The sequence below is a fragment of the Acidimicrobiales bacterium genome (assembly GCA_035294085.1).
Lineage (GTDB): Bacteria > Actinomycetota > Acidimicrobiia > Acidimicrobiales > Bog-793 > DATGLP01.
Genome location: DATGLP010000014.1, coordinates 35,599 through 48,392, shown reverse-complemented (window position 1 = coordinate 48,392; position 12,794 = coordinate 35,599). Strand labels below are relative to the sequence as shown.

General features: G+C 75.3%; 13 protein-coding genes and 1 pseudogene. 10 read left to right on the top strand and 4 right to left on the bottom strand.

The window, feature by feature from the left end:
• The first annotated feature begins 2 nt into the window (after positions 1–2).
• The 10 genes and pseudogenes from ilvD (at position 3) to VKV23_05090 (ending at position 10,312) form a co-directional block, all read left to right on the top strand.
• Positions 3–1,703, top strand: coding sequence for a dihydroxy-acid dehydratase (gene ilvD, locus VKV23_05135; GenBank protein ID HLI15422.1), 1,701 nt, complete (start codon positions 3–5; stop codon positions 1,701–1,703).
• Between the two features lie 191 nt (positions 1,704–1,894).
• Positions 1,895–3,604: pseudogene (locus VKV23_05130) on the top strand (acetolactate synthase large subunit).
• 23 nt (positions 3,605–3,627) lie between these two features.
• On the top strand, positions 3,628–4,155 hold the full coding sequence (gene ilvN / locus VKV23_05125) for an acetolactate synthase small subunit (GenBank protein ID HLI15421.1): 528 nt from the start codon (positions 3,628–3,630) through the stop codon (positions 4,153–4,155).
• Positions 4,156–4,188: 33 nt separating this feature from the next.
• The gene (ilvC, locus tag VKV23_05120) at positions 4,189–5,214 is read left to right on the top strand and encodes a ketol-acid reductoisomerase (protein HLI15420.1); all 1,026 of its coding nucleotides are present in this window, start codon (positions 4,189–4,191) and stop codon (positions 5,212–5,214) included.
• Between the two features lie 40 nt (positions 5,215–5,254).
• Positions 5,255–5,653 carry a hypothetical protein gene (locus VKV23_05115; protein HLI15419.1) on the top strand — a complete coding sequence of 133 codons (399 nt, stop codon included), beginning with the start codon at positions 5,255–5,257 and terminating at the stop codon, positions 5,651–5,653.
• Positions 5,653–6,462 (top strand): heavy metal-binding domain-containing protein, encoded by an 810-nt coding sequence (locus tag VKV23_05110; protein ID HLI15418.1) that lies wholly within the window; start codon positions 5,653–5,655, stop codon positions 6,460–6,462. Before VKV23_05115 ends, VKV23_05110 begins: the two co-directional genes overlap by 1 nt.
• A complete protein-coding gene (locus tag VKV23_05105; GenBank protein ID HLI15417.1) occupies positions 6,459–7,301 on the top strand; it encodes a hypothetical protein in 843 nt (280 codons plus the stop codon). The genes VKV23_05110 and VKV23_05105 overlap by 4 nt, the downstream gene beginning before the upstream one ends.
• Entirely contained in the window at positions 7,298–8,128 is an 831-nt protein-coding gene (locus tag VKV23_05100) for a heavy metal-binding domain-containing protein (protein ID HLI15416.1), read from the top strand. Before VKV23_05105 ends, VKV23_05100 begins: the two co-directional genes overlap by 4 nt.
• 430 nt (positions 8,129–8,558) lie before the next feature.
• Positions 8,559–9,944, top strand: a complete 1,386-nt coding sequence (gene merA / locus VKV23_05095; GenBank protein ID HLI15415.1) for a mercury(II) reductase — start codon at positions 8,559–8,561, stop codon at positions 9,942–9,944.
• On the top strand, positions 9,941–10,312 hold the full coding sequence (locus tag VKV23_05090) for a metalloregulator ArsR/SmtB family transcription factor (GenBank protein HLI15414.1): 372 nt from the start codon (positions 9,941–9,943) through the stop codon (positions 10,310–10,312). Before merA ends, VKV23_05090 begins: the two co-directional genes overlap by 4 nt.
• A gap of 43 nt (positions 10,313–10,355) precedes the next feature.
• On the opposite strand, the gene VKV23_05085 is transcribed toward VKV23_05090, so the two are convergent.
• The 4 genes from VKV23_05085 to VKV23_05070 all read right to left on the bottom strand — a co-directional run bounded on the left by VKV23_05085 (position 10,356) and on the right by VKV23_05070 (position 12,720).
• Positions 10,356–10,574, bottom strand: coding sequence for a hypothetical protein (locus VKV23_05085; protein HLI15413.1), 219 nt, complete (start codon positions 10,572–10,574; stop codon positions 10,356–10,358).
• Between the two features lie 424 nt (positions 10,575–10,998).
• Positions 10,999–11,634, bottom strand: coding sequence for a redoxin domain-containing protein (locus VKV23_05080; protein HLI15412.1), 636 nt, complete (start codon positions 11,632–11,634; stop codon positions 10,999–11,001).
• Positions 11,635–11,734: 100 nt separating this feature from the next.
• A complete protein-coding gene (locus tag VKV23_05075; GenBank protein ID HLI15411.1) occupies positions 11,735–12,427 on the bottom strand; it encodes a hypothetical protein in 693 nt (230 codons plus the stop codon).
• Positions 12,424–12,720, bottom strand: coding sequence for a hypothetical protein (locus VKV23_05070; protein ID HLI15410.1), 297 nt, complete (start codon positions 12,718–12,720; stop codon positions 12,424–12,426). The genes VKV23_05075 and VKV23_05070 overlap by 4 nt, the downstream gene beginning before the upstream one ends.
• Positions 12,721–12,794 lie beyond the last annotated feature (74 nt).

The following is a 12,794-nucleotide window of genomic DNA, read 5'->3' as shown; positions in this document are numbered from 1 at the left end:
GCATGCCCGACGCCGCGGCCGGTCACGGCGCACGCCGCAAGATCCGGAGCCAGGACGTCACCGAGTTCCCACGGCGCGCCGCGGCCCGCGCCATGCTGCGCGCGGTCGGCATGACCGACGAGGACTTCGACAAGCCCCAGATCGGCATCGCCTCGACGTGGAACGAGGTGACGCCGTGCAACCTGCCGCTCGCCCGGCTCGCCAAGGCGGCGAAGGCGGGCGTGCGCCGTGCCGGCGGCTTCCCGCTCGAGTTCGTCTCGATCACCGTCTCCGACGGGATCTCGATGGGGCACGAGGGGATGCGCGCCTCCCTCGTCAGCCGGGAGGTGATCGCCGACTCGGTCGAGACGGTGATGCACGCCGAGCGCTTCGACGGCTTCGTCGGTCTCGCCGGGTGCGACAAGTCGCTCCCCGCCATGCTCATGGCGGCGGCGCGCCTCGACCTGCCGATGGTCTTCGTCTACGCCGGCTCGATCCTGCCCGGGCACCTGCGCGGCCGGGCGATCGACATCGTGAGCGTCTTCGAGGCGCTCGGCGAGCACGCCGCGGGCGAGCTCGACGACGCGGGCCTGGCGGAGATCGAGCGCAACGCCTGTCCGACGGAGGGCGCGTGCGCCGGCATGTTCACGGCCAACACGATGGCCGCGGTGGCCGAGGCGCTCGGGATGTCGCTCCCGGCCGGCGCGTCGCCGCCCGCCGTCGACCGGCGCCGCGACGACGTCGCGTTCGACTCGGGACGCGCCGTGGTCGAGCTGCTCGAGCGCGACCTGCGGCCCCGCCAGATCATGACGAAGGCCGCCTTCGAGAACGCCATCGCGGTCACGATGGCGCTCGGCGGCTCGACGAACGCCGTCTTGCACCTGCTCGCCATCGCCAACGAGGCGCGCGTCGAGCTCCGCATCGACGACTTCGACCGCATCTCGCGCCGCGTCCCCCACCTCGCCGACATGAAGCCGCACGGCCGCTACCACATGGTGGACCTCGACCGCATCGGCGGCGTCCCGGTCGTGATGCGGGTGCTCCTCGAGGCAGGGCTCCTCGACGGCGACTGCCTCACCGTGACGGGAAGGACGCTCGCCGAGAACCTCGCCCTCCTGCGCCCGCCGGACCCCGACGGCGACGTCGTCCGCCCCCTCGCCCGACCGATCCACGTCCGCGGCGGGATCGTCGTGCTGCGCGGCTCGCTCGCCCCGGACGGCGCGGTCGTGAAGATCGCCGGCACGGACCTCACGACCTTCGACGGCCGGGCACGGGTCTTCGACGGCGAGGACGCGGCGATGGAGGCGATCCTCGCCGGTTCGATCGAGCCGGGCACGGTCCTCGTCATCCGCTACGAGGGACCGAAGGGCGGCCCAGGCATGCGCGAGATGCTCGCGGTCACCGGCGCGCTCACCGGGGCGGGCCGGGGCGCCGACTGCGCGCTCGTCACCGACGGCCGCTTCTCGGGTGGGACGCGGGGCCTGTGCGTCGGGCACGTCGCGCCCGAGGCGGCCGTCGGCGGCCCGATCGCCCTCGTGCGCGACGGCGACCGCATCGTCATCGACGCCGACGCGGGCACGATCCACCTCGACGTCACCGAGCGCGAGCTCGAGGAGCGCCGCAGCAGCTGGAAGGCGCCCGCCCCGCGCTACACGACGGGCGTGCTCGCGAAGTTCGCCCGCCTCGCGACGGGGGCGGATCGGGGGGCGATCACCGAGGCGTGAGGGCGCGCGCCTTGCCTGGTCGGGCGCCGTCTGGCAAGATCGGCGCCGTGGCCCTGGCGACCAGCCTCGTAGTCATCACCTAGCGCACGTCGGCTCTCGCCGTCCGTGCGCTCGCGGCCTCCCGGAAGGGAGGTCGTTTTGTTTCCCGGGCGCGCCGCCTCGCAGCGGGTGCCCCGGCAGCGAGAGGGAAGGGGAAGATGGAGCTCACCGGCGCCCAGGCGCTCATCAAGAGCCTCGAGACCGAGGGGGTCGAGGTCGTCTTCGGCCTGCCCGGCGGGGCCATCCTCCCCGTCTACGACCCGATCATCGACTCGTCGATCCGACACATCCTCGTTCGCCACGAGCAGGGGGCGGGCCACGCCGCGGAGGGCTACGCCCAGGCGACCGGCCGGCCGGGCGTCGCGATGGTGACGAGCGGGCCCGGGGCGACGAACATCATGACCCCCCTCGCCAACGCCTACATGGACTCGGTCCCCCTCGTCGTCGTCACCGGCCAGGTGGCGACGACGGCCATCGGCACGGACGCCTTCCAGGAGGTCGACACGACGGGGATCACCGCGGGGGTGACGAAGCACAACTGGCTCGTCACCGACGCCGCCGACATCCCGCGCACGGTCGCCGAGGCCTTCCACGTGGCGACGACCGGGCGGCCCGGTCCGGTCGTCATCGACCTCCCGAAGGACGTGGCGAACGCCACGATGCGCTGGTACTGGGACGACGAGGTGGACCTGCCCGGCTACGTGCTGCCGGGCGCACCCGACCCGCAGGTCCTCGAGGCCGCGGCCGAGCTCGTCGCCGCCTCGCGCCGCCCGGTGTGCTACGTGGGCGGCGGCGTGGTGAAGGCCGGCGCCAGCGAGGCGCTCGCCCGCTTCGTCGAGTGCACCGGCATGCCGGTCGTGACGACGCTCATGGCGCGCGGCGCCTTCCCGGACTCGGACCGCCGCTGTCTCGGGATGCCGGGGATGCACGGCAGCTACACGGCGGTGACGGCGCTCCAGCGCGCCGACCTGCTCGTCGCCTTCGGCGCCCGCTTCGACGACCGGGTCACCGGCAAGGTCGCGGCGTTCGCCCCCGGAGCCAAGGTGATCCACGTCGACGTGGACCGCGCCGAGCTCGGCAAGGTGCGACGGCCGGACGTCGCGATCGCCGCGGACTGCCGCGTCGCGATCGAGGCGCTGACGGCGCGCCTCGAGGCCCGCCGCCAGGCGGACCCGGCATCGCTCTCCCCCGAGCGCCTCGCGCCGTGGTGGGCGCAGCTCGACGAGTGGCGCCGGCGCTTCCCCCTCGTCTACGAGCGCGACGCCGAGGGACCGCTCAAGCCGCAGCTCGTCGTCGAGCGCCTGCGCGAGGCGACGCCCGACGACACGATCCTCGTCGCCGGCGTCGGCCAGCACCAGATGTGGGCCTCGCAGTTCTGGCGCTTCGACCACCCGAGGACGTGGATCAACTCGGGCGGCCTCGGCACGATGGGCTACGCCGTCCCCGCGGCGATCGGCGCGAAGGTGGGCCGGCCGGACCGCATGGTCTGGGCGATCGACGGCGACGGCTGCTTCCAGATGACCGCCCAGGAGCTCGTCACCGCCTCGGCCGAGCGCATCCCGGTGAAGGTGGCGATCCTCAACAACGCCTACCTCGGGATGGTCCGCCAGTGGCAGCACATGTTCTACGAGGAGCGCTACTCGGAGGTCTACCTCTCGCCCGACCTGCCCGACTACGTGCGCTGGGCCGAGGCGATGGGCTGCATCGGCCTCCGGGTGAGCACGCCCGAGGAGGTCACCCCCGCCATCGAGAAGGCGAACGAGATCGACGACCGCCCCGTCGTGATCGACTTCCGCACCGACTCGATGGAGCAGGTCTTCCCGATGGTGCCGGCGGGGGCCGCCAACGACGACATCGTCGTCCACCCGAGCCAGGTGGCGCCTCGGTGAGCGCGCCCGCGGCCGCCGCGCGCCACCACCTCGTGACGCTGCGCGTCGAGAACAAGGCGGGGGTGCTGGCGCGCGTCGCCAGCCTGTTCTCCCGGCGCGGCTACAACATCTACTCCCTCGCCGTCGCGCCGACCGACGACGAGCGCTTCTCGCGCATCGCCGTCGTCGTCGACGTGGAGTCGGCGCCGCTCCAGCAGATCCTCGACCAGATCGCGAAGCTCGTGAACGTCGTCGAGATCACCGAGCTCGACCCCGAGCGCGCCCACGTCGCCGAGCTCTTGCTCGCCACCGTGCGCCGGAGCCCCGAGGGCCGCCGGGCGCTCGAGGAGGCCGTCGCCGCCGCCGGCGCGACCGTCGTCGACGAGAGCGAGGACGCGCTCACGGTGCTGCTCGCCGGCGCCCCCGAGGCGCTCGACGCCTTCGCCGCGGCCCTCGCGCCGCACGGGATCGTCGAGGTCCAGCGCACCGGGCGCGTCGGCCTCCCTACACTTGGCGGTCCGGGCCGGGGCAGACCCGGCGGGTAGCGCCGCAGCGGGCACGAGCGAGGGAGCGGGACCATGGCCAGGCTGTACTACGCGAAGGACGCCGATCGCGCCCTCGTCGCCGAGCGCAAGGTGGCGATCATCGGCTACGGCTCGCAGGGGCACGCGCACGCCCTCAACCTGCGCGACTCGGGCGTCGACGTGCGCGTCGGGCTGCGCCCGGGCTCGGCGTCTCGCGCCAAGGCGGAGGCGCAGGGCCTCGCCACGGCGTCGGTGGCCGACGCCTGCGCGGAGGCGGACCTCGTCATGGTGCTCCTCCCCGACACCGAGCAGGCCGCCGTCTACGAGGCCGAGATCGCGCCGCACCTGCGCGACGGCGACGCCCTGTTCTTCGCGCACGGCTTCAACATCCGCTACCGGACGATCTCTCCCCCTGCCGGCGTCGACGTGGCGATGGTCGCGCCGAAGGGACCGGGCCACCTCGTGCGCCGCACCTACGTCGAGGGCGGCGGGGTGCCGGCCCTCATCGCCGTCGAGCAGGACGCCTCGGGCAAGGCGATGGCGCTCGCCCTCTCGTACGCCGACGCCCTCGGGGCGACGCGCGCCGGGGTGCTCGAGACGACCTTCACCGAGGAGACCGAGACTGACCTGTTCGGCGAGCAGGTCGTGCTCTGCGGCGGGCTGACCGCCCTCGTCACCGCGGCCTTCGAGACGCTCGTCGACGCCGGCTACCAGCCGGAGTCGGCGTACTTCGAGTGCCTGCACGAGCTGAAGCTCATCGTCGACCTCATGTACGAGCAGGGCATCTCCGGGATGCGCTTCTCCATCTCGGACACCGCGGAGTACGGGGACCTGACGCGCGGTCCGCGCGTCATCTCGCCGGCGGTGCGCGAGGAGATGCGGGCGATCCTCGCCGAGATCCGAGACGGCCGCTTCGCCCGGGAGTGGATCGCCGAGAACGAGGCCGGGCGCCCCCGCTTCGCCGAGCTGCGCGCACGCGGGCGCGAGCACCCCATCGAGAAGGTCGGCGCCGAGCTGCGGGCGATGATGCCCTTCATCACGAGGGGCCGCCAGCGCCTCGAGGAGGTCTCCGGGGGCTAGCGCGGCGGTCCCGGCGAGCCGGCGCTGTAGCATCGGCGCGATGTCCGAGGCCGGCGACGCCCTCGACCTCGACCTCGCGGTCGCCTCGCTCGCGGCCGACGGCCGGGACACCGAGCTCATGGTGCGCCTCCTCGTCGAGCGGCTCGCCGGGGCGCTCGGCGAGCGGCTGCGCGTCGAGCGGGGCGGGGGCCTGCTGCGGCGGGGGGACGCCATCCGGCGCGTCGCCGTGCGCGTCGGCGACGACGAGCTCGTCGCCGAGCTCGGGGGCGGCGCGCCGCGCTTCACCGTCGGGCGCATCTCCGGCGGCGTGCGCATCCGGACCGAGCGCACCGACGCCGCCGCCTGGCTGCGCCGCCTCCTCGACGATCTCGCGGCCGAGGCCGCGCACTCGGCGACGACGCGCCAGGCGCTCGAGGCGATCGTCATCGGGGCGGGCTGATGGCCGCCGAGCCGGGCCGCCTGCCGGCGGACCTCCCGGCCGACGCCGGTCGCCGCCTCGCCGAGCTCGAGCGGGGCCTGTTCACCTCGGACCTGTCGGTGAACGAGTTCCTCCTCGTGAAGGAAGCCGGCTTCCACCCCCTCGGCTTCGTGATGGGCTCGTCGATCTACCACATCGGGCTGCAGGCGCGGCGCTGGGGGCGGAGCCAGGAGCTGACGAAGCTCACCTCGGCGATGTACGAGGCGCGCGAGCTGGCGATGAACCGCATGGAGGAGGAGGCCGACGCCCTCGGCGCCGACGGCGTCGTCGGCGTGCGCCTCGACGTCAACTACTACGAGTTCGGCTCGGACGCGGCCGAGTTCATCGCGATGGGCACGGCGATCCGCGCCGAGGACGGCCGCTCCTACCGGAACGTGGCCGGCAAGCCCTTCACCTCCGACCTGTCGGGCCAGGCCTTCTGGACCCTGCTGCGCGTCGGGCACGTGCCGCTCGGCCTCGTGATGGGCACCTGCGTCTACCACATCGCGCACCGCGGGCTGTCCCAGTCGCTGTCCCAGCTCGGTCGCAACGTGGAGCTTCCGAACTACACCCAGGCGCTCTACGACGCGCGCGAGCTCGCCATGACGCGCATGCAGGACGAGGCGAACCGGCTCGAGGCCTCGGGCGTCGTCGAGGTGAAGCTCGTGGAGAAGTCCCACACGTGGGGGAGCCACACGATCGAGTTCCTCGCGCTCGGGACGGCGGTGGCCGCCGCGCCGGGCGCCCCGCCCCCGCCGACGCCGCAGTCGGTCATCTCCCTCGACCTGTGACCGAGCCCAGCCGCACGGCGCGCACCGGGGCGTGGTCCTCGGCGCTGTCGACGAACGACTTCGCCGCGACGAGAGCGATGGGGCTGCAGCCGCTCGCCTTCGTCCAGGGCTGCTCGGTCGTCTCCTGGGGCTTCCTCGGCGCCGGTGCGCCCGGCGCCCGCGGCTACTACGAGCAGTTCCCCTGCCCGCACGGCTTCGTCTCGGCCGACCACCGCCTCTACGGCTACAACTACGAGCAGACCTGGCTCGAAGAGGCCTGGTTCGGCGGCCTTCGCGCCGCCTACGATCGCCTCCTCGACGAGGCCCGCCGCTACGAGGCGCACGGGGTGATCGGCGTCTCGGCACGCGTGGAGCGCCTCGCGGCGCCGCCCGCCGTCGAGTTCTCGCTCTCGGGCACCGCGGTCGCCCTCGAGGGGTCTGCGGCGCCGGGCGCGCCCTTCACGACCTTCCTCGCCGGCCAGAAGCTGCGCAAGCTCGTCGAGGCGGGCTTCGCGCCGGTCGCGATCGCCGTCGGCTTCGCCTCGGTGGGGGTGCTCGCCTCGTGCGTCACCGAGTACCAGCTGCGCGGCGTCGGCACCGTGACCTACGGCGCGGCGCCGGTCGGCGAGATCGACCAGCTCGTCCGGGCGCACACCCAGGCTCGTGCGCTCGCGCGCGAGCGCGTGCGCGACCAGCTCGGGGGCGACGTGCTGCACGCGGCACGCCTCGTCGTGCGCGAGGTCGAGGCCGCCGGCGGTCCCCAGGTCGAGGCGGAGCTGCGCGGGAACCGGGTCCGGCGCTTCAAGGACGTCGAGCCGCTCCCGCCGCCGCGTCCGGTCGTGCGGCTCGTGGACCGGTGAGCGAGGACCTGCGCGCCGCGCTCGCGGCGCTCGGCGCGCCGCCGCCGGCCGGGCGCGCCGCGACGTCCGACCTGTCGGTCGACGAGTCCCTCCTCCTCCACGGCGCCGGGTTCGAGCCCGCCGACCTCGTGAGCGGCGTGTCGATCCAGTCCATCCCCTTCGGCAGCTTCGGCGCCGTGGTGGGCCAGCGCGAGCCCGTCGAGCTCGCCGCTGCCACCGAGGCGGTGACGGGCGCCTTCCGGGCGAGCGCCGAGCGACTGCGCGCCGAGTGCGCAGCGGCAGGGGGTGCCGGCGTGGTCGGCGTCGACGTCGAGCTCGGCATCGGGCGGCTCGCGGTCCAGGTCTCGCTGTGCGGGACGGCCGTCCGCCCGCTCGGTGCCAGGCGGCCAGGCGGCGTGCGCCCCTTCGTGACCGACCTCTCGGTCCAGGACTACGTGCTCCTCGCCCGGGCGGGCTTCGAGCCCGTCGACCTCGTGTCCGGGGCGAGCCTCGTCGCCGCGCCACTGCGGTCCCTCCGTCAGCTCGTCGCCCAGGCGGGCCAGAACGTCGAGCTCGACAACCTGACGCGCGCCCTCCAGGACGCGCGCGAGCGGGCGATGGAGCGCCTGCAGCGCTCGGCGCTCGGCGCCGGCGCCACGGGCGTCGTCGACGTGTCCATCCTGGACGCCCCCCTGGGGCACGCCCGTCACGTCCTCGCCTTCGTCTGCTACGGCACCGCGCTGCGCCTCGCGGCCGAGCGGCCCCGCCGCCTCGAGCCCGAGCTCGTCCTCCCGCTCGACGACCCGGCACGCGCCTTCGAGGCGCGCTCGCTGCGCACGGCGCGCTGAGGAGGCTGCGACCCGGGCCGGCACCGAGCTGGCGGCGCCCCCGTCGGCTCGGGGAGCCGTGAGCCGTCGCGGCGGGCACGCGCCTGAGGTGCGCCCGGGCGTTCGTGGGTCCTCGCCGAGCGTCGCGGCGTGCGCCGCCGGGACGGGGCGGCCCTCGCCCGCCTCGCCGCGCTCGGGCGTCGATCCGGCCCGCGAGGCGACGGCGCTGTCCCGACCCTCCCGGTCCGGGGGGCGCTCGCGCTCGCCCTCCTCGCCGACGGCTCTCGGGCCGCGCGGCGCGCCGCCCGCGAGCGGCGCCGATCCGTGGTGCGGGAGGGCGGGGCCTCGGCGGTCGCGGCGGGCCCGCCGATCGACGCGACGCCGGCGGCGTGGCAGGCGCGTGCGAGGTGCGGTACGATACATCCGGATATCCGGGTGTAAGGAGACTTCCATGCTCTACGACCTCGCCATCGTCGGCTCGGGGGGCGCGGGCTTCGCCGCGGCGATCGCGGCCCGACGCCGGGGGCTGTCGGTCGTGATGGTGGAGCGTGCGACGACGGGCGGGACGTGCGTCAACGTCGGGTGCATCCCGTCCAAGGCCCTCCTCGCCGCCGCTGCGGCCCGCCGTGCGGCCCTCGACGGCCGCTTCCCCGGGCTCGCGACGAGCGCAGGACCGGTCGACCTGGCGGCGCTCGTGGCCGGCAAGGACGAGCTCGTCGAGGCGCTGCGCGCCGAGCGGTACGAGGACCTCGCCGCCGACTACGGCTGGCGGATCGTCCACGGCGACGCCCGCTTCGTGGCCGGGCCCGCCCTCGAGGTCGCCGGCGAGCGCATCGAGGCGGCGCACTACCTCGTCGCGACGGGCGCGTCGCCCTCGGTGCCGCCGGTACCCGGCCTCGCCGAGGCCGGGTACCTCACGTCGACGAGCGCCCTCGCGCTGCGCGAGCTGCCTGCCTCGCTCGTCGTCGTCGGCGGCAACTACGTGGGGCTCGAGCTCGGCCAGCTCTTCTCGCGCCTCGGGTGCCGGGTCACCATCGTCGAGGCGCTCGACCGCGTGGCCCCCGGCGAGGAGCCCGAGCTCTCGGCGGTCATCGCCGAGGTGCTCGCCGACGAGGGGGTCGAGGTCTGGACCTCGGCCCGTCTCGCCGAGGTGGCCCGGGACGCCGGCGGCGTGCGCGTCCGCACGGCGGACGGTCGGGAGGCGCGCGCCGACCAGCTCCTCGTGGCGACCGGGCGCCGTCCGGTGACCGCGGGGCTCGACCTCGCTGCGGTCGGCGTCGAGACGGCCCCGTCGGGCGCCGTCGTCGTCGACGACTTCCTGCGCAGCGGGAACCCGCGGATCTGGGCGGCGGGCGACGTGACCGGTGCGCCGCAGTTCGTCTACGTCGCCGCCGCGCAGGGCACGACGGCCGTCGAGAACGCGTTCGGCGGCGCGAGGCGCCGCCTGGACTGGACGCACCTGCCCCGGGTGACCTTCACCGCCCCGAACCTCGCCTCGGTCGGCCTCACCGACGCCCAGGCGGCGAAGGCCGGTCTCGCGTGCAGCTGCCGGGTGCTGCCGCTGTCGTACGTGCCGCGGGCGATCGTGAGCCGCGATACTCGCGGGGTGGTGAAGATCGTGGCCGACGCCGCGACGGGGCGGGTGGTCGGCGTGCACCTGGCCGCCGAGGGAGCCGGCGACGTCATCCTCGCGGCCACCTACGCCCTCGAGGCGGGCATGACGGTCGAGCAGCTGGCCTCGACCTGGGCGCCGTACCTGACGATGGGCGAGGGCCTCAAGCTCGCCGCCCAGTCCTTCGCGACCGACGTCGCGAGGCTCTCCTGCTGCGCCGCATGAGCACCGCGACGCTCGACGCGAGCCCCACGCCGCCGGTTCCCGAGGACCCCGCCGGGCGGGACCTGCTCGCCCGCTTCTACCGCGCCCTCGGCGACCCGACGCGCCTCGCGCTGCTCGCGTTCTGCGCCGAGGCCGAGCGCACGGGCACCGAGTGCGTCCACCACGCCGGCCTCTCCCAGGGCCGCGTCTCGGCGCACCTCGCCTGCCTCGTCTCCTGCGGGCTCCTCGAGGTGCGCCGTGCCGGGCGCTTCGCCTACTACCGAACCCGCGATCCACGCGTCGTCGAGCTCGTCGCGCTCGGCGCCTCGATCGTCGCCGACCACGCCGCCGGGGTCGCGGCGTGCACGAGGGTGGACGCGCCGGCCTGATCGGCCCCGGGCGAGGCGCCCCGGCGGCGCGGTCCGAGCGGGGTCACGGCGTCGTCGCGCCCGGGTCGCCGGTACGGGCGTCCCGGCCGAGCCGGGCCGCCGCGGCGAGGAGCTCGGGCATGGTCGAGACGGGGACGCTGCCGCGGTAGCGGAGGCGGCCGTTCCGGTCGATGAGGACGTACACGTCGGGGACCCGGTCGGGGTCGTAGGCGAGGCTGAGCGAGCGCGACGCCATCCCCCACGACCAGCCGGGGCGGCGCACGCGCGTGCTCGCTGCGGCCTGCGCGAAGCGGAGCAGCTCGGTCGCGCCGGTGCGCCCCGGCGCGAAGGCGCCGGCGAGCCCGAGGGGAGCACGCGCAGTCCGTCGCGCCGCAGGGCGGCGAGGTGCGTGGCGACGGCCGGGATGCTCGCTGCGCAGCTCGCGCAGCCGCCGGCCACGAACCAGACCATCGTCGGCGTGCCCCGCAGCGACGCGATGGTGGCGGTCGCTCCCGACGGCGTCGTGTAGGTGCCGTTCGGGGCGAGGGGTGCAGCTGGGGCGGCGAGCACGGTCGCGCCCGTGCGGTCCCCGGTGCGCGTCCCCGCCGCGAGGGACGCGCCGAGCCCGGCGGCGACGAGGGCGGCGAACGCCCCGGCTGTCGCGACCCGCCGGCGCCTCGTCGATCCTCGCCGGGTACCGGACGCCATCAGGGGAGCGCCTTCGCCGCGGCGAGCAGCTCGGGCATGGTCGAGGCGGGCGAGCCGTTCACGTACGCGATCCGTCCCCTCGCGTCGATGAGGTAGTAGACGTCGAGGAAGGCCTGCGGGTTGTACGTGCGCGTGAGGCCCCAGGAAGCCTGTCCGAAGGTCCAGTCGGGGTCGTCGACGGCCCTGCCGGCGAGGTCGGCGCTGAAGGTGGCCATCGAAGGTCCGGAGGCGCCGAGGTCGCCGTAGTTCTCGAGCTCGACGACCCGGACGCCGTCGGCGCGCAGCGCCTCGAGGTGCCGCGCCAGCTCCCGTGTGCCCGCCTGGCACGAGGGGCACCAGGTCGTGACGAGCCAGAGCAGGACCGGCTCGCCTCGCAGCGCGGCGAGGGACTCGGTGCGTCCCGCGAGCGTGGTGAAGGTCGCCGGCGGCGCCACCGTCCCCGGCGCGAGCACCCTCGACGCGACGGCCCGCCTCGCCGCGCCGGGCGACGCGGGAGCGCTCGTCGTCTCGTGCAGCCCGACCAGCACGCCGGCGAGCGCAGCGACGGCGACGCCCGCCGTGAGCGCTGCCCGGCGTCGCCGGCGCGCCGGCGTGCGCCGCCGCGGCGGGCGCCGTTTCGCGACGGCCTCGCTCACTCGTCCACCACTCCCTCGTCCACCACTCCCAGGTCGCTGGTCGTCAGGCTGGCGTCGCACCCCTGGTGACCGCCGGTCCATCGCCTGCAACGCCTGCGGCTCATCGCTTCGCCCCCGCGGGCGACGGCGCTCGCCGGCGTCCCGGCCCCTCGCCGGCGAGCCGTGACGGGGTCGGCGAGCTTCGAGCGATCCAGCGCGTGCGACCGGCCCGCTCCTCCGGCCGGGTCCCGGGCTCGCAGCCGCCGGCGGCGCAGGCGGCCCGGCCCAGCTTGTCGAGTCCCCACGCGCTCGCCACGAGCACGAGCGCCAGGCTCGCGGCGAGGAACTCGTGCTGGTGCACGGCGAAGAAGTGCTGGAGCGTCCCGGTCGTCGCGTACAGCCCTGCGCCAGAGACGCCGACGAAGGCGAGGAACGACGGGACGACCGGGGTGCAGCAGAGGAAGCTCGGCAGGAGGCTGGCCACGAACGCCAGGGGGCCCGTCGCCCCGGCCGCGGTGCGCGCGGCGACGACCCTGCGCAGCGCGTAGGCCTGCACGCTCACGACGAGGCCCATCGCGAGGCCGAGGGCGAGCGACCAGGCGAGCAGGGAGGCGCTGAGGTAGTCCCAGTTGGCGAAGCCGATCCGCTGGGTGTCGTCGAAGGGCAGGAGCAGCGTGTAGCAGAACGCGACGCTCCCTGACACGAGCGCGAAGCCGGCGATGCGCCAGCGAGTGCCGAGGACGTCGCCGAGCGCTCTCGTGCCCTGGCGCACCCGGGCGGTGACCCGACGAGCGGGCGGCTCGCTCGGCGTCATGCCCGGTGGAGGGGCCGGGTGCAGCCCTCCCGACGTCGCCGCCGGAGCACCAGGGCGGCGGCGAGCGCGGCGAGCGCCACGCCGACCAGGCCTGCGACGAGGCCGAGCACCGCGGCGCTCGCTGCGGCCAGCGCGGCGACGAGCACCGGCCCGGCACAGCACAGCACGGGGAGGGCGAGGACGACGAGCCCCGCTCCGAGGCCGCCGCGCTCGCGCGCCGTGCGATCGCCTCCGGCGTCCAGCCGGCCCTCGGCAGCGTCGGTGCTCGGCGCACGAGCGGTCGATCCCGTCACCACCCCGCCTCCGCTCAGGTGCTCGGCGGCCTCCTGCCGCCTCGCGCCGTCGGCGCCAGCTTACTACGTATTCG

Excerpts from the sequence above, each read along its gene's own strand:
- VKV23_05075 (HLI15411.1), bottom strand. The coding sequence starts at position 12,427 with ATGACGCCGAGCGAGCCGCCCGCTCGTCGGGTCACCGCCCGGGTGCGC.
- merA (HLI15415.1), top strand. The coding sequence starts at position 8,559 with ATGCTCTACGACCTCGCCATCGTCGGCTCGGGGGGCGCGGGCTTCGCC.
- VKV23_05115 (HLI15419.1), top strand. The coding sequence starts at position 5,255 with ATGTCCGAGGCCGGCGACGCCCTCGACCTCGACCTCGCGGTCGCCTCG.
- ilvD (HLI15422.1), top strand. The coding sequence starts at position 3 with ATGCCCGACGCCGCGGCCGGTCACGGCGCACGCCGCAAGATCCGGAGC.
- VKV23_05110 (HLI15418.1), top strand. The coding sequence starts at position 5,653 with ATGGCCGCCGAGCCGGGCCGCCTGCCGGCGGACCTCCCGGCCGACGCC.
- VKV23_05090 (HLI15414.1), top strand. The coding sequence starts at position 9,941 with ATGAGCACCGCGACGCTCGACGCGAGCCCCACGCCGCCGGTTCCCGAG.
- ilvC (HLI15420.1), top strand. The coding sequence starts at position 4,189 with ATGGCCAGGCTGTACTACGCGAAGGACGCCGATCGCGCCCTCGTCGCC.